The organism is Caulobacter sp. CCUG 60055 (genome assembly GCF_022750545.1).
Lineage (GTDB): Bacteria > Pseudomonadota > Alphaproteobacteria > Caulobacterales > Caulobacteraceae > PUIC01.
Genome location: NZ_PUIC01000016.1, coordinates 42,009 through 56,589, shown reverse-complemented (window position 1 = coordinate 56,589; position 14,581 = coordinate 42,009). Strand labels below are relative to the sequence as shown.

The 14,581-nt window shown below is 70.0% G+C and carries 15 protein-coding genes; 6 read left to right on the top strand and 9 right to left on the bottom strand.

Annotated elements, in window-relative coordinates; translation table 11 throughout:
* Positions 1–4: 4 nt before the first annotated feature.
* On the bottom strand, positions 5–1,522 hold the full coding sequence (locus C5708_RS17660; protein ID WP_242923136.1) for an L-aspartate oxidase: 1,518 nt from the start codon (positions 1,520–1,522) through the stop codon (positions 5–7).
* 48 nt (positions 1,523–1,570) lie between these two features.
* Complete coding sequence (gene nadA, locus C5708_RS17655) at positions 1,571–2,656, bottom strand: quinolinate synthase NadA (RefSeq protein ID WP_242923134.1); 1,086 nt, start codon at positions 2,654–2,656, stop codon at positions 1,571–1,573.
* A gap of 348 nt (positions 2,657–3,004) precedes the next feature.
* On the opposite strand from nadA, the gene C5708_RS17650 reads away from it, so the two are divergent.
* The 3 genes from C5708_RS17650 to C5708_RS17640 all read left to right on the top strand — a co-directional run bounded on the left by C5708_RS17650 (position 3,005) and on the right by C5708_RS17640 (position 5,284).
* A complete protein-coding gene (locus C5708_RS17650) occupies positions 3,005–3,421 on the top strand; it encodes an MAPEG family protein (protein WP_242923132.1) in 417 nt (138 codons plus the stop codon).
* Positions 3,422–3,547: 126 nt separating this feature from the next.
* On the top strand, positions 3,548–4,027 hold the full coding sequence (locus tag C5708_RS17645) for a Dps family protein (RefSeq protein WP_242923130.1): 480 nt from the start codon (positions 3,548–3,550) through the stop codon (positions 4,025–4,027).
* A gap of 81 nt (positions 4,028–4,108) precedes the next feature.
* Positions 4,109–5,284, top strand: a complete 1,176-nt coding sequence (locus tag C5708_RS17640; protein WP_242923128.1) for a cell wall hydrolase — start codon at positions 4,109–4,111, stop codon at positions 5,282–5,284.
* A gap of 6 nt (positions 5,285–5,290) precedes the next feature.
* Here C5708_RS17640 and trxB read toward each other — a convergent pair whose 3' ends face one another.
* The 5 genes from trxB to C5708_RS17615 form a co-directional block, all read right to left on the bottom strand.
* Complete coding sequence (gene trxB / locus C5708_RS17635) at positions 5,291–6,301, bottom strand: thioredoxin-disulfide reductase (RefSeq protein WP_242923127.1); 1,011 nt, start codon at positions 6,299–6,301, stop codon at positions 5,291–5,293.
* 100 nt (positions 6,302–6,401) lie between these two features.
* The gene (locus C5708_RS17630) at positions 6,402–7,694 is read right to left on the bottom strand and encodes an outer membrane protein transport protein (protein WP_242923125.1); all 1,293 of its coding nucleotides are present in this window, start codon (positions 7,692–7,694) and stop codon (positions 6,402–6,404) included.
* 165 nt (positions 7,695–7,859) lie between these two features.
* Entirely contained in the window at positions 7,860–8,093 is a 234-nt protein-coding gene (locus tag C5708_RS17625) for a DUF6356 family protein (RefSeq protein ID WP_242923123.1), read from the bottom strand.
* A gap of 135 nt (positions 8,094–8,228) precedes the next feature.
* On the bottom strand, positions 8,229–8,702 hold the full coding sequence (locus tag C5708_RS17620; RefSeq protein WP_242923121.1) for an Lrp/AsnC family transcriptional regulator: 474 nt from the start codon (positions 8,700–8,702) through the stop codon (positions 8,229–8,231).
* Between the two features lie 194 nt (positions 8,703–8,896).
* Positions 8,897–9,982, bottom strand: a complete 1,086-nt coding sequence (locus tag C5708_RS17615; RefSeq protein WP_242923119.1) for a Zn-dependent alcohol dehydrogenase — start codon at positions 9,980–9,982, stop codon at positions 8,897–8,899.
* Between the two features lie 187 nt (positions 9,983–10,169).
* Here C5708_RS17615 and C5708_RS17610 point away from each other — a divergent pair, with 187 nt between their 5' ends.
* Positions 10,170–11,198 (top strand): putative sulfate exporter family transporter, encoded by a 1,029-nt coding sequence (locus tag C5708_RS17610; RefSeq protein ID WP_242923118.1) that lies wholly within the window; start codon positions 10,170–10,172, stop codon positions 11,196–11,198.
* 73 nt (positions 11,199–11,271) lie between these two features.
* Positions 11,272–12,183, top strand: a complete 912-nt coding sequence (locus C5708_RS17605) for a LysR family transcriptional regulator (RefSeq protein ID WP_242923117.1) — start codon at positions 11,272–11,274, stop codon at positions 12,181–12,183.
* Here C5708_RS17605 and C5708_RS17600 read toward each other — a convergent pair.
* Both C5708_RS17600 and C5708_RS17595 read right to left on the bottom strand, forming a co-directional pair.
* Positions 12,167–12,937 (bottom strand): thioesterase family protein, encoded by a 771-nt coding sequence (locus C5708_RS17600; protein ID WP_242923116.1) that lies wholly within the window; start codon positions 12,935–12,937, stop codon positions 12,167–12,169. The genes C5708_RS17605 and C5708_RS17600 overlap by 17 nt on opposite strands.
* A 50-nt stretch (positions 12,938–12,987) precedes the next feature.
* The gene (locus C5708_RS17595; protein WP_242923115.1) at positions 12,988–13,782 is read right to left on the bottom strand and encodes a helix-turn-helix transcriptional regulator; all 795 of its coding nucleotides are present in this window, start codon (positions 13,780–13,782) and stop codon (positions 12,988–12,990) included.
* A 123-nt stretch (positions 13,783–13,905) separates the two neighbouring features.
* On the opposite strand from C5708_RS17595, the gene C5708_RS17590 reads away from it, so the two are divergent.
* Positions 13,906–14,271, top strand: a complete 366-nt coding sequence (locus C5708_RS17590; protein ID WP_242923114.1) for a nuclear transport factor 2 family protein — start codon at positions 13,906–13,908, stop codon at positions 14,269–14,271.
* Positions 14,272–14,581 lie beyond the last annotated feature (310 nt).

Genomic DNA, 14,581 nt, shown 5'->3' with positions numbered 1-14,581 from the left:
GGGATCAGGCGGCGCGTTCGGCGGGGCGGGCCGCGCCGCGCGGCAGGATCGTGCGCCGCGGCGTGTCGCTGGTCTGGGGGAAGTCGAGGCGGAAGTGGCCGCCCCGGCTTTCCTGGCGGGCCAGGGCGGCCTCGGCGACCAGGGCGGCGGCGACCAGGGGCAGGGCTCGGCCGTGCTGGGCCTCCAGCACGGCGATTTCGCCCAGCAAGCGCTCCAGCCCGGCGGCGTCGCGGGCCACGCCGGCGTCGCGGCTCATCGCGCCGCGCAGCCTTTGCAGGGCGGGGTCCGGCAGGGCGGGGGCGGCGACGGCGGGGACGAGGCGCGCCTCGGCGGCGGTCGCGGCGGCGGCGGCCCGCCCGGCGCGCCCGCCGAACACCGTCGCCTCCAGCAGCGAGTTCGAGGCCAGCCGGTTGGCGCCGTGGACGCCGGTCGAGGCGCATTCGCCCGCCGCCCACAGGCCGGGCAGGCTGGTGCGGCCGTCGATGTCGGTGACCACGCCGCCCATGTGGTAGTGCGCCGCCGGCGCCACCGGGATCGGCTGGACGCGCGGGTCGACGCCGGCGCTCATGCAGGCGGCGAACACGGCCGGGAACTCTTCGGGGAAGTGCTGGCCGACCGCCGCGCGGGCGTCGAGGAAGGCGCCCAGGCCGTGCAGGCGCTGGTCGTGGATGGCGCGGGCGACGATGTCGCGGGGGGCGAGTTCGGCCCGGGCGTCGTAGCGGGCCATGAACGGATCGCCGGCCGCGTCGATCAGCACGGCGCCCTCGCCGCGCAGGGCCTCCGTGGCCAAGGGCGCGGGGTCGCGGCCGACGTCGATGGCGGTGGGGTGGAACTGCACGAACTCGGGATCGGCGATGCTGGCGCCGGCGAGGGCGGCCAGGGCCATGCCCTCGCCGCGGATCTCCGGCGGATTGGTGGTCACCGCGTAGAGCCCGCCCAGGCCGCCGCTGGCCAGGACGACGGCGGGGGCGAGGATTTCGGTCAGCCGGCCGGCGGTTTCGACCAGCGCGCCGCGAACGCGGCCGGTCTCGTCCTGGATCAGGGCGCGGACGCGGGCGTCGGGGCGGATCGAGATCAGGGACGAGGCCATGGCGCGGGCGACCACGGCCTCCATGATGGCGCGGCCGGCCTGGTCGCCTTTCACCCGCGCCACGCGGGCGCGGCTGTGGGCCGCTTCCAGGCTCTGGGCGAAGGCGCCGTCGCCGCGCCGGTCGAACGGGGCGCCGAGATCGGCCAGCCGGCGCACGGCCTCGGGGCCTTCCAGGGTCAGCAGCGCCGTCGCCTCGGGATCGCACAGGCCGGCGCCGGCCGCGATGGTGTCGGCGGCGTGCAGGGCCGGATCGTCGTCGGCTCCCAGCGCGGCGGCCATGCCGCCCTGGGCCCAGGCGCTGGAGCAGCCTTTCAGCAGGGGGGCGGCCGACAGGACCAGGGCCTTGCGCGGCGCGGCGGCCAGGGCGGCGCTGAGGCCGGCGAGGCCGGCGCCGACGATCAGCACGCCGTCATGGAGAATGCGGTCTGGCATGAAACGCTCCAGCGCCGGAAGGCGGGGCGCGAGCCCCGGCTCCAAGCCTCAGATCAACTCGACGTCCACGTGGTGGCGGGCCTTGACCAGGTCGTAGCGCGCCGGCTTGTCGGCCGGCGGCATGTCGATCATCCGCTGCACCGCCAGACGGGCGCGTTCGGCCACCGCCTCGTCGACGGTCACCTCGAACTGCTCGTTGAGCAGGGCGTCGTAGATGTTCTGCAGGGTGATCCGCTTCATGTGCGGGCACAGGTTGCAGGGGCGGACGAACTCGGTGTCGGGTGCGTCGCATGCGACGTTGTCGGCCATCGAGCATTCGGTGATCAGCACCACCTGCCTGGGCTTGCGCTTGATCACATAGTCGTTCATCGCCGCCGTCGAGCCGGCGAAGTCCGACACCTCCAGCACCTCGGCCGGGCACTCGGGGTGGGCCAGCACCTCGGCGTTGGGATAGGCTTCCTTGAGGTCGAGGATGTCCTGGGCGGTGAAGCGCTCGTGCACCTCGCAACGACCCTTCCAGGCGATGATCTTGACGTCGGTCTGGCGGGCGACGTTGCGGGCCAGGAATTCGTCGGGGATCAGGATCACCCGGTCTACGCCCCATTCCTTGGCTACATGCTCGACCACCTGCACGGCGTTGGCGCTGGTGCAGCAGACGTCGGTCTCGGCCTTCACGTCGGCGGTGGTGTTGACGTAGGTGACCACCGGCAGGCCGGGATAGCGTTGCTTGATCAGGCGCACGTCGTCGCCGGTGATCGAGGAGGCCAGGCTGCAGCCGGCCTGCAGGTCGGGGATCAGCACCTTCTTGTCCGGGGCCAGCACCTTGGAGGTCTCGGCCATGAAGTGCACGCCCGCCTGGACGATGATCGCCGCGTCAGACCGGGCCGCCTCGCGGGCCAGGCCCAGGCTGTCGCCGACATAGTCGCCGACGCCGTGGAAGATTTCCGGCGTCATGTAGTTGTGGGCGAGGATGACCGCGTTCTTCTGCTTTTTCAGATCGTTGATCGCCGCGATCAACGGCGCGTGGACGCGCCATTCCAGCGGGGTGACCTTGTCCTTGACCTTTTCCCACAGCGGGTGGGTCGCGGCCTCGACCTCAGGGGTGAAGTCGAAAGGAGAGAAACCGTCGGCCATCTCAAACCTCTTTATGCTCAAACTGAGCATTTAAGGGTCCCTGAAAAACGCCGACCGCTTGTCGAGGCCGCCGGCGCCTCCCTTATGCTAAATATGAGCAAAAGGGTGTATCTCATATAGACCCGCCGCCGGGCCGTGGGAAGGGGCCAGATTCGATATTCCGATCACGAATTGTGCGAGGTTTTCCGGGCGCGGGTTCCGGGGACGTCGGCGGTGCGAGGCCGCGAGCCGCTCCCCGAGGCTGTGCCAAGCAGGGGGCGATCGTCTTCCATTCGCCGGACGCTTCAGAGGCGGTATCGTCGGCGTATCGGGGAAATGGCGGGGGCGCGTCTTCGCCTGGAGGGGACGATGAACCAGAATCTGATTTTCGCGCCCATGGTGGCGATGGCGCTGCTGACCTTCGCGGTGCTGGGGATCATCCCCATCCGCCGCTTTCGCGCCGTGTTCGGCGGGAAGATCACGCCTGACGATTTCCGCCTCGGCGAGTCGGCGCGCGTACCGGCCGAAGTCGCCCTTCCCAATCGCAACTACATGAACCTGCTGGAACTGCCGACCCTGTTTTTCCCGGTCTGCCTGATGTTCTACGTGACCGGCGGGGTGAGCCTGGCCGCCCTTGTCCTGGCCTGGGCCTATGTCGCCCTGCGCGCCGTCCATAGCGTCATACATATCACCTATAACGGGGTCACCCATCGCCTCGTCGCCTTCGCGCTCAGCAATGTCGTGTTGATAGCGCTTTGGGGGGTGTTCGCGGTCGGAGTCCTCTGAAGGCGCGAACCGGTCGATGGGCGATCGCCTTGCGGGAACCTGGTGGCGGCCGTCGCGCTTTCTGTCGCTGGCTTGTCACCTGCATGAACGAGCCTAATTAAATGGACCCACACAGGAGATTCCCGAATGGCCGTTAAGATCGACACCGGATTTTCGGCGAAGGACCGCGCGGCGATCGCGGCGGGCCTGTCCAAGCTCCTGGCCGACACCTACGCCCTCTATCTGAAGACCCACGGCTACCACTGGAATGTCCGCGGACCCAACTTCCAGTCCCTGCATGTGCTGTTCGAGGGGCAGTACCAGGAGCAATGGGCGGCGCTGGACGAGCTGGCCGAGCGCATCCGGGCGCTGGGCGAACTCGCCCCGCAGAGCTATTCGGCCTTCGCCAACCTGACCGGCATCAAGGACGGCGACCCGGAAAAGGGTTGGGAGGACATGGTGTCCGAGCTGATGCGCGACCACGAGGCGGTGTGCGCCACGGCGCGGGCGGCGTTCCCGGCGGCCGAGGCGGCTGGCGACCAGGCGACCATGGACCTGCTGACCGAGCGGTTCACCGCCCACGAGAAGCATGCCTGGATGCTGCGCGCGACGCTGGGCGGCAAATAGGCGGACGACCTGGAGGCTTCGCGTCACGACGCCACCGCGCAGGCGGCCGGCGCCGCGGCCGGGCTCGCGCTCGGCCTCGGCGTGCTGCGCGCGCGCCTGCGCCGTCATTGGCCGCTTGTGCTGGGGGCGCTCGCCGCTTGCGTGGGGGCGGGCGGACTGGCCGTCGACGCCTGGGTCAAGGCCGGCCGCGCGCCTGTGGACCAGACCCCTCGCCGGGTGGCCCTGATCGCGCGCGGCGATTGGTCGGACGGGGTGTTGGACAGGCTGGCCGAGGGACAGTCGACGGGCGGCGCGGCCATCTCCAGGCGCGCCGCCGCCCGCGAACGCTGGACGCCCCCCGGGCCGAGGGGGTGGCCGCGCTACGATCTCGCCCGCCTGCCCAGCCTCGGCTTCCACGACCTGTCCTGGGACGCGGCGCGGCGCATCAACGCCCTGATCCCGCCATCGCCCCTGGCCATCGAGCCGGCCCGGCCCTTCGTGCTCAGCGGCGACGCGGCCAACCGGGCGAGGGCGCAGCACTGTCTCACCCAGGCGGTATATTTCGAGGCGGCCCAGGAAAGCGACGACGGGCAGGCGGCGGTCGCCCAGGTGGTGCTGAACCGGGTCCGCCATCCGGGCTTTCCGAAGACCATCTGCGGCGTGGTCTACCAGGGCGCCAAGGCCCAGACCGGCTGCCAGTTCTCGTTCACCTGCGACGGCTCGCTGGCGCGGGGCGTGGCGGCGGAGGCCTGGCGCCGCGCGGAGGGCGCGGCCAAGCGTGCGCTGGCCGGGCGGGTCTTCGCCCCGGTCGGCGTCTCGACCCACTATTACGCCGCCTACGTCTTCCCGTACTGGAGCCCGACCCTGGTCAAGCTGCGCCAGATCGGCGCACACATCTTCTTCCGCATGACCGGCCCCGACGGGACGCTGGCCGCCTTCACCGGCCGCTATGGCGGCGACGAGATGAAGATTCCCGATTCCGTCCTCACCGGCGGCGACGCCCGCACGCCCAACGCCTCGGTGGTGGTGCCGCAGGTGGGCAAGCCGCGCACCTTCACCCTGGCCGTCGGCGGCGAGGTGAAGACCTACACCGTCGCCGATCCGACCACCGGCGCCGTCAAGGCCCGGGTCGCCGGGACCATCCAGCCGACGCGGCGCGCCCCGACGCCGGACGAGGTCAAGGCGATCAATGAATCGCTAGGCAGGCTGGAGGCGCAGCGGGCCGCCCCGGCGCCGGGCCCGGCTCAGCCGCCGCCTTCGACGCCGCCGAACCCCTGAGGCGGGTCACCAGGCTCCGATCTTGGCGGCCTCGGCGTGGCTGATCGGATGGTGGGTCTTGCGATGGTCTTCCTCGGCCAGGAAGCGCGCGGCCTCCAGCGCCGCCATGCAGCCCATGCCGGCGGCGGTGACCGCCTGGCGGTAGACGTCGTCGGTGACGTCGCCGGCGGCGTAGACGCCTGCGATGGCGGTGGAGGCCGACCCGGCCTTGACCTTGAGATAGCCGCTGGAATCCATCTCCAGCTGGCCCTTGAACAGCTCCGAGGCCGGGGCGTGGCCGATGGCGATGAACACGCCGTCGCAGGCGATCTGGCGCGTCTCGCCGGTCTTGACGTTCTTGAGCCGCACGCCGGTGACGCCCAGCGGATCGCTGTCGCCGATCACCTCGTCGATGGCGTTGTCCCAGACCACCTCGATCTTGTCGTGGGCGAACAGGCGCTCCTGCAGGATCTTCTCGGCGCGGAACTCGTTCCGGCGATGGACGACGGTGACCTTGCTGGCGAAGTTGGTGAGGAAGAGGGCTTCCTCGACGGCGGTGTTGCCGCCGCCGACCACCACGACCTCCTTGCCGCGATAGAAGAAGCCGTCGCAGGTGGCGCAGGCCGAGACGCCGAAGCCCTGGAACTTCTGCTCGGTCTCCAGGCCCAGCCACTTGGCCTGGGCGCCGGTGGCGATGATCACGGTCTCGGCCTCGAAGGTCGCTCCGGAATCGCAGGTGATGAGGAACGGCCGCCTGGACAGGTCGGCCGAGACCACCACGTCGTTGACGAACTCGGCGCCGACATGCTCGGCCTGGGCGCGCATCTGGTCCATCAGCCAGGGGCCCTGGATCACGTCGGCGAAGCCTGGATAGTTCTCGACGTCGGTGGTGATGGTCAGTTGGCCGCCAGGCTGGATGCCGCTGATCAGCACCGGCTTGAGCAGGGCGCGGGCGGCGTAGATGGCGGCCGTATAGCCGGCGGGGCCCGAACCGATGATGGCGCAGCGGACGGGGCGGGGAGAGGTCGGGGCGGTCATATCCCCTATTTAGCGAAGATTCCGCCGATTGCGACCCGGCCCAAAAGCGAACGGCCCCCCGCTTGCGCAGGGGGCCGCCGTCAGAGGTCGAAGCTCAGCCTCAGAACTGCCAGCGCAGGCCGCCGGACAGCACCAGGGCGTGGCCGGAGACATCGCCGCGCAGCGACACCGGCACGCCGGTCGGGGTGACGGTGTCGTTGTGGATCTTGCTGTCTTCGAAGTTGATGTACTGGATGCCGAAGTCGGCGGTGCGGCCCGGCTGGAACTCCCAGCTGGCGCCGGCCGCATAGTCCCAGCGGTCGCCGTCCGGAACGCGCGGGTCGCGGAAGTTGTCGTTGGTCGGGGTCGGGTCGTACTGGACGCCGGCGCGCACCGTCCATTGCGGCGCGGCCTTGTAGTCGAAGCCGACGGCGACGGTGGTGGTGTCCTTGTAGTTCTCGACCGTCGGCAGGGTCTTGCCGGGGATGGTCACGACGATGGCGTCGAACTCGCTCCAGCCGATGCGCTGGACCTGGGCGTTCAGGGTCAGCTTGTCGGTGGCGGCGTAGCGCGCGCCCAGGGTGGCGATCCACGGCGTGGTGAACTTGGCCTTGCCGCCGGTGCTGAAGTTGGCGCCGGCCGCCGGGCCGACGAGGCCGGAAATGGCCACCTGGCCGTCCAGCTCATGTTCGATGGCCGAGCGGTAGGACGCGCCGACGCTGAGGCGGTTGTCGGCGGTGTGCACCTGGGCGCCGACGTTCCAGCCGAAGTCCCAGCCGTCGCCGGTCAGGGATTCGCGACCGTCGGGCAGCAGCGGCGAGACGGTGACCGCCGAGGTCAGGGTCGAGTCCATGTACGAGGCGTCGACGCCCAGGCCGAGGTCGAGCCAGTCGGTGACCTTCATGGCGCCCGACAGGCCGAGGTCGACATTGTTCAGGCGCGACTTCAGGCCCTCGTAGCGGGTCCAGTCGGAGCCCTTGTAGTTGGTGGTGAAGTTGAACGGCGAGGTGGCGGCGACGCCGACCGTGAAGCGGTCGTTGAGGCGGTAGGCCACGGCGAAGTTGGGCAGGACGCCGGTGTTGACCGGGTTGATGGCGCGGTCGGCGCCGCCGACCGGGACGGTGACGCCCGGGCCGTAGGTGGCGGTCGAGCCGGCGTTGTTCACGTCGGCGTTCACCTTGACCAGATTGACGCCGACATAGACTTCGCCCTGGGTCGGGATGCGGGCGATCGAGGCCGGGTTCCACCACAGCGACTCGGCGCCGGTGTCGGCGACTTCGCCCGAATAGGCGCGGCCGGTGCCCTTGACGGACTGTTCTTGCAGATAGAAGCCGCCGGCCTGGGCGGGAGCGGCGGCCAGCACGAGAGCGGCGGCCCCGGCGCTGGCGCCGAGCAGGAGGGAGAGGGTCTTCATGGGCGCTGAACCTTTCAAACGCGATGGGACTCGAACTCCCCCCAAGTCCGTGCGGAAAGGCAGATAGGCCGCGCTGGCGGCGGCGCCTAGTCCGGGACCGACGAAGGGAGGCGAGCTGTGGCGCGGCCGCCACAGGAGGTGTGGCGCTCTATCGTCGTCGGCTTGTCAGCGCAAGCGTTTAGCCCGCCCCGCAACCATTCTTTCGTGCAACACCGTAATCTGACGACTGCCCGTCCTGACGAAAAGGAACGGCAGCAGGCCGTGAACGAGGCAGGCCAGGCCGGCCCCGATCATCGCGGCGCCGAAGCCGAAGGCCGACCGCATGTGCTGCGCATAGGTCTCGCCGACCGAACGCGGATGTTCGACGAACAGGCGGGCGGGGTTGAGGCGGTCGCTCATCGGCTTCTCGCATGATCGGAAGTCCGATGAGCATGCCGCGTTTCGCTTGAAAACGGCTCGCGATGTTTGGCGCGTTCACTCTTTGATTGAGAAGTAAATTCTAAAATTTGCCAAATCTGCAAAAGTGAATTCTGGTTATACGTAGCTCAGGGGGATTTCGGTGGTCGCTTTCAGTTCTTCCATGACGAAGCCGGAATTGACGTCCACGAACTCGGCCAGTTCGATCAGGCGGCGATAGACGTCGTCATAGGCGTCGATGCTGGGGACCGCGATCTTGAGCAGATAGTCGACGTCGCCGCTCATCCGGTAAGCCTCTAGAACTTCAGGGATTTCAGCGATGGCCTCCTTGAAGGCCTCCAGCCAGTTGGCGGAATGGCGGCCGGCGCGGACGCGGACGAACACCGTCACGGCCACGTTCAGCTTGCGTCGGTCGAGCAGGGCGACCCGGGTGCGGACAAAGCCGTCCTCCAGCAATCTCTGCAGGCGTCGCCAGGCGGGGGTTTGCGAGAGGGACACCTCTTCGGCCATCTCGGCCAGGGACGTGGTGGCGTCACGTTGAAGCAAGGCCAGCAGCTTAACGTCGCGTTCGTCCAGACTCTTTAACGCCATAATCTTACCCTACAACTCCGCCGAACTGGCGCGGCGGCAATAAATCAAAGGTTGCGGGCCATAACCAGTCCTCACCTTCAATTATTTGGCAATATTACCTAAATTTAAGGCCGGCGGTGAGAAGCCGCCGGCCTTGGATCGAGTCGATCCGCATGTCGCTTGTCGCCCGGCCTGGCCGGGCGTCGGCCGGGAGCCTAGTGGTCGAAGACGATCACCGAGCGGGCCAGTTCGCCGCGCTTCAGTTCGTCGAAGGCCTCGTTGACCTGTTCCAGCTTGATCCGCCGCGAGATCATCTCGTCCAGCTTGAGCTTGCCCGACATGTAGAAGTCGACGAAGCGGGGCATGTCGATCGGGAAGCGGTTGGAGCCCATCATCGAGCCCTGGATGCGCTTCTCGCCCAGGAAATCGGGGCCGTGCAGTTCGATCTTGGTGCCCACGGGGATCATGCCGATGATGTTGGCCGTGCCGCCCCGGCGCAGCATGCGGAAGGCCTGTTCGGCGGTGACCTTCAGGCCGATGGCCTCGAAGCTGTGGTGCACGCCGCCCTTGGTCAGTTCCTTCACCTGCTCGACCGGGTCGCCGGCGCTGGCGTCGACCACGTCGGTGGCGCCGAAGTGCTTGGCCAGGTTCAGCTTGGAGCCGATGCGGTCGATGGCGATGATCCGGCCGGCGCCGGCGATCGCCGCCCCGTTGATCGCCGATAGGCCGACGCCGCCGCAGCCGATGACCGCCACCGTCTCGCCCGGCCGCACGTGCGAGGTGTGGATCACTGCCCCGACCCCGGTGGTCACCGAGCAGCCGATCAGCGCGGCGACGTCCAGCGGCATGTCCTTGCGGATCGCCGTGCAGGCGTGCTCGTGGATCAGCATCTGCTCGGCGAACGAGGACAGGTTCAGGAACTGGTTCATGTTGCCGGCGGCCTCGGTCAAGCGCGGCTCCTGGCCCTTCTGGCGCTTGGTGTCGGGGCTCTCGCACAGCGACATGTGGCCGGTGAGGCAGTGCTCGCAGTGGCCGCAGAACGCCGACAGGCAGGTGATGACATGGTCGCCGGGCTTAACGGTCCTGACTTCCGAGCCGACCTGCTCGACGACGCCGGCGCTCTCGTGGCCGAGCACCGCCGGCAGGGGGTAGGGATAGGAGCCTTCGACGAAGTGCAGGTCGGAATGGCAGACGCCGGCGGCGGCCGTGCGGATCAGGACCTCGTGCGGGCCCGGCTTGCCGATCTGGACGTCTTCGATCTGCAGCGGCGTTCCCACCTGGCGCAACACGGCGGCTTTCATGGCGTTCTCCCGGAATGACCAAGGCCGTCTGGCGCGGCCGACGGCATTAGCGCCAGCCGGAACGGGCTCGTCAATCGCTAGATGATCGTTGATAATCAATCGATCTGATCGATTGGTTTCGATCGTATAATGAATTGGATTTGCCGGTCCTCGGTCCTGACAATGACGTCAGAAGGGCCGAACACCAATGACTGACACCTCCAGGGCCGCCGCCGCGCGGCCGTCCATGCTCGGCGACGCGGCGCCCGGCGTTGCGCTCGCCGCCGCCATCGCCGCCGCCGCCTACGGCCTGCATCAGGCGCCGTTCCTCGGGGCGCTCAGCCCGATGATCCTGGCCATCCTGATCGGGATCGGCTTGCGCAACACCGTCGGCGCGCCGGCCTGGGCCGGTCCGGGGATCGCGTTCTCGATGCGTCGCCTGCTGCGGCTGGCGATCATCCTTCTGGGCCTGCAGCTCACCGCCGCGCAGGTGGTCCAGGTCGGCGCGGTCGGCGTGGCGATCATCGCCGCGGTCCTGATCGCGACCTTCGCGTTCACCGTCGCGGCCGGCCGGCTGATGGGCGTCGACCGCAAGCTGGCCCAGCTGATCGCCGCCGGCACCTCGATCTGCGGCGCCTCGGCGGTGATCGCCGTCAACACCGTCGCCGAGGCTCCGGACGAGGACGTCGCCTACGCCGTGGCCTGCGTCACGGTGTTCGGGTCGCTGTCCATGGCGCTCTATCCGCTGCTGCCCGGCCTCCTGCACCTCGATCCGCGCGCCTACGGGCTGTGGACGGGGGCCTCCATCCACGAGATCGCCCAGGTCGTCGCGGCCGCCTACCAGCCAGGCAAGGCGGCGGGCGACTTCGGGACCATGGCCAAGCTGACGCGGGTGATGATGCTGGCGCCGATGGTCATCGGCCTCGGCTTCCTGGCCGCCCGCCGCCGGGGCGGGCCGGCGGCGGGCGGCGCGCGCAAGGCGCCGCCGACGCCGTGGTTCGTCATCGGCTTCATCGCCATGGTCGGGATCAACAGCGTCGTCCCCATCCCCCCGGGTGCGAAGGCCGTGGCCGTGGCCGCGACCACCTTCCTGCTGTCGGCGGCGCTGGCGGCGATGGGACTGGAGACCGATGTGCGCAAGCTGAGGGCCAAGGGCTTGCGGCCCCTGCTGCTGGGCGCGGCGGCGTGGCTGTTCATCTCGGGCTTCAGCCTGGCGCTGGTGAAGCTGGCCGGCTGAACCGGCGCGGCGGGCGAGGGGCCTTTTGGCGCGGACCGGATTGCTCCAGTCTGGCGGCGAAAGGCGCCCGTTGATGACACTCGAACAGCTCCGCGTTTTCGTGGCCGTGGCCGAACGCCAGCACATGACCCGGGCCGCGGAGGCCCTGAACCTCACCCAGTCGGCGGCCAGCGCGGCGGTGGCGGCGCTGGAGGCCCGCTACGGCGCGCGCCTGTTCGACCGGGTCGGCCGGGGCCTTGCGCTGTCGGCTGCCGGCGCCGCCTTCCTGCCTGAGGCCAGGTCGGTGCTGGCCCGGGCCGACGCCGCCGCCCAGGCGCTGGAGGACCTGTCCGGCCTCAGACGGGGCGTGGTGACGCTGGCCGCCAGCCAGACGGTGGCCAGCTACTGGCTGCCGCCGCGCCTGGTCCGCTTCCGCCAGGCCTATCCCCAGATCGAGCTGCGCATGAGCGTCGGCAACACCGCCCAAGTGGCCCGGGCGGTGCTGGAGGGTTCCGCCGAGCTGGGCTTCGCCGAGGGGGCGGTCGACGAGCCGGCCCTGTCACACCGGCGCATCGGCTCGGACCGGCTGGCCCTGCTAGTCGCCCCGGGCCGGCCCCTGGCGTCGCAGGCGCAGGTGTCGGCCAAGGACCTGGCCGAGGCCGACTGGGTGCTGCGCGAGCCCGGCTCGGGCACGCGGTCGGAGCTTGAGGACGCCCTGCGCCGCCTCGGCGTCGATCCGGCCCGCCTGAACGTGGTGCTGGAGCTGCCGTCCAACGAGGCGGTGCGCTCGGCGGTGATGGCCGGCGGCGGGGTGACAGGGCTGTCCGAGCTGGCGGTCGAGCCGGCCCTGCGGTCGGGCATGCTGCGTCGCCTGCCCGTGGAGCCCCCGGCGCGGCCGTTCCACCTGCTGCGTCATCGCGAACGCTATCCCAGCCGGGCCGGCGAGGCCCTGCTGGCGCTTCTGGCCGAGGACGAGGCGGGCGCCTGGATCAGCGCGGCTCTATGACCAGGCTCTGGATGGCGCGGCCGAAATAGCCGCGGCGGTCGGCCAGCCGCGCGAAGGCCAGGCCCGATCCGGCCGGGCCCGCCCAGGTCTCGGCGTCCAGCAGCACCCAGTCCCCGACCGGCGGCCTGGCCAGGCTGACCGTCAGGTCGGCGTTCATGAAGGTCCATTCCGCGAAGGGCAGCACGGCCGAGGCGCCGTTGCAGAAGTCGGCGGCGACGACCGCGCGCATCGCGGCGGAGATCGGCTGGCCCTCGACGATCGGCCGGTCGACGCGGAACCAGATCGCCGCCGGTCCCGGCGCGCCGAAGCCGCCCCTGACCACCCGCGCCGACATGCCCGCATAGAAGTCGTCGCCGCTGGACGAGCCGGTCGCCAGCCCGGCTTCGGGTTCAGGCAGGTCGAGCGGCGGGCCGGCGGCGTCCGGCGGCAGGTCCGCCGTCTGTTCGCGGATCTTCAGCACCGAGCCGCGCGCGACCTCGACGCCGCCGGCCGAAAGGCTGATCGCGCAGAGCTGGATCTTGCGTCCCTGGCGGACCACCTCGGACTTGATGTCGAGCGGCGCTATGGGGACGGGGCGCAGCAGGTCGGCGGTCAGACGGGCGATGCGCATCGGCGCCGGCGTCTCGATCCGCTCGGCGGCCCAGGCGATCAGCGAGGCGGGGGCCGCGCCGTGCTGCATCGTTCGGTCCCACGGGCCGGCGGCGAGATGGCTGGTGCGGGCGGTCGAGCCCTCGATGCGATAGACGGCGTCCATGCTGCGGCCTTGTGCGGAACGGGCGGCGATTTGGCCCGGCTTCCCCGCCGTCAGGCAAGCCGCCTCAACGTCTCCGCCGTGGCCGCGTCGGCGGGAAAGAAAGTCTCCAGCGCCAGCTCCGACAGCGTCACGTCGACCGGGGTGCCGAAGATGGTCGTCGTTCCGATGAACGACAGGAGGCCGGCCTCGGTGACCAGCTGGAAGGGCGTGGCCACGCCGCCATAGTCGATCTCGCGCCCGCGCGCCGCGCCGGCGGACACCGGCGCCGGATAGGCGGCCAGTTCGTCGCGCAGCGCCGTCAGCTCGGCGTCGGCCGAGGCCTCGATCTGGCCGCGCAGCCGTTCCAGCAGGTGCTCGCGCCATTCGTGATAGTTGGCGATGCGCGGCGCCAGTCCGTCGGGGTGCAGGGTGAGCCTCAGCACGTTGACCGGACCGGCGAGCAGGGCGGGCGCGGCCCCGGCGAGCAGCGGGGCGACCGCGTCGTTGGCGGCGACCAGGGTCCAGCGCCGGTCGACCGCCAGGGCGGGATAGGGCGCATGGCCGGCGAGGATGAGGTCGACCGCGCGCCGGGCCGCCGACAGGGCGGGGTCGTCGAGCGAGCGCTCGGGATAGATGGCGGCGAAACCGGCGGCCGTCAGCAGGGCGTTGCGTTCGCGCAAGGGAACCTCCAGCTGGTCGGCCAGGCGCAGCACCATCTCGCGGCTGGGTTGGGCGCGGCCGGTCTCCAGGAAGCTGAGGTGGCGCGTCGAGATTTCGGCGTCGAGGGCGAGGTCGAGCTGGCTGAGGCGGCGGCGCTGGCGCCATTCGCGCAGCAGGTCGCCGACGGGGCGTTGCGGGCTGATCATGCCGCCAAGGCTAGACGGCCGGCGCGTCCGATCCAATTACCTCGCGCGTAATCGACGCGGATCGGCGGCGTCCCGATGATCGGCCTCGTTCCTCCCGAACGCCAACCCGAACAGGAGACCGCCATGAGCGAACATGCCCCGCTGATCGACCGCTACATCGCCGCCTGGAACGAAGCCGACGCCGAACGCCGCCGCGACCTGATCGCCGGAACCTGGACGGAGACCGCGACCTACGTCGACCCGCTGATGAGCGCGGCGGGCCACGACGGCATCAACGCCATGATCCAGGGCGTCCAGGCGCGGTTCCCGGACTTTCGCTTCAGCCTGACCGCGGTCGACGGCTATGGCGACCGGGTCCGCTTCAGCTGGGCCCTGGGTCCGGCCGGCGTCGACCCGGTGGTCGAGGGCACCGACTTCGCCAGGGTGTCGGACGACCGGCGCCTGAGCGCCGTCACCGGCTTCCTCGACAAGGTCCCCGCCGCGGCGTGAGACGGCCGCAGGCCGGCTCCGGATGCAAAGAAGCCCCGGCCTCGCGGCCGGGGCTTCCGTCTGTTCGGGAGATTCGAGAGCGGTCAGGCCTGACCCGCCCACGCATCCCGGCATTTGCCCGCAAGGGACGCCGGGGTTCAGCCGCGATCGTTGATCTCGGCGGAGATTTCCAGCGCACCTCGGATCGACAAATGAGACACTGGGTCACCTCCTTTCAGCTGTTGGACAGGAACTGCGAATATGGGGGAGACGGCGGCGCTTGCAATCTCTTTCGCGTGGAACGGGCAAGCTGGCGTTCTGGCGCCTATCT

What these genes read in the sequence shown, in the direction of transcription:
- C5708_RS17660 (WP_242923136.1), bottom strand. Translation starts at nt 1,522, where the DNA reads ATGCCAGACCGCATTCTCCATGACGGCGTGCTGATCGTCGGCGCCGGC.
- nadA (WP_242923134.1), bottom strand. Translation starts at nt 2,656, where the DNA reads ATGGCCGACGGTTTCTCTCCTTTCGACTTCACCCCTGAGGTCGAGGCC.
- C5708_RS17650 (WP_242923132.1), top strand. Translation starts at nt 3,005, where the DNA reads ATGAACCAGAATCTGATTTTCGCGCCCATGGTGGCGATGGCGCTGCTG.
- C5708_RS17645 (WP_242923130.1), top strand. Translation starts at nt 3,548, where the DNA reads ATGGCCGTTAAGATCGACACCGGATTTTCGGCGAAGGACCGCGCGGCG.
- trxB (WP_242923127.1), bottom strand. Translation starts at nt 6,301, where the DNA reads ATGACCGCCCCGACCTCTCCCCGCCCCGTCCGCTGCGCCATCATCGGT.
- C5708_RS17630 (WP_242923125.1), bottom strand. Translation starts at nt 7,694, where the DNA reads ATGAAGACCCTCTCCCTCCTGCTCGGCGCCAGCGCCGGGGCCGCCGCT.
- C5708_RS17625 (WP_242923123.1), bottom strand. Translation starts at nt 8,093, where the DNA reads ATGAGCGACCGCCTCAACCCCGCCCGCCTGTTCGTCGAACATCCGCGT.
- C5708_RS17620 (WP_242923121.1), bottom strand. Translation starts at nt 8,702, where the DNA reads ATGGCGTTAAAGAGTCTGGACGAACGCGACGTTAAGCTGCTGGCCTTG.
- C5708_RS17615 (WP_242923119.1), bottom strand. Translation starts at nt 9,982, where the DNA reads ATGAAAGCCGCCGTGTTGCGCCAGGTGGGAACGCCGCTGCAGATCGAA.
- C5708_RS17610 (WP_242923118.1), top strand. Translation starts at nt 10,170, where the DNA reads ATGACTGACACCTCCAGGGCCGCCGCCGCGCGGCCGTCCATGCTCGGC.
- C5708_RS17605 (WP_242923117.1), top strand. Translation starts at nt 11,272, where the DNA reads ATGACACTCGAACAGCTCCGCGTTTTCGTGGCCGTGGCCGAACGCCAG.
- C5708_RS17600 (WP_242923116.1), bottom strand. Translation starts at nt 12,937, where the DNA reads ATGGACGCCGTCTATCGCATCGAGGGCTCGACCGCCCGCACCAGCCAT.
- C5708_RS17595 (WP_242923115.1), bottom strand. Translation starts at nt 13,782, where the DNA reads ATGATCAGCCCGCAACGCCCCGTCGGCGACCTGCTGCGCGAATGGCGC.
- C5708_RS17590 (WP_242923114.1), top strand. Translation starts at nt 13,906, where the DNA reads ATGAGCGAACATGCCCCGCTGATCGACCGCTACATCGCCGCCTGGAAC.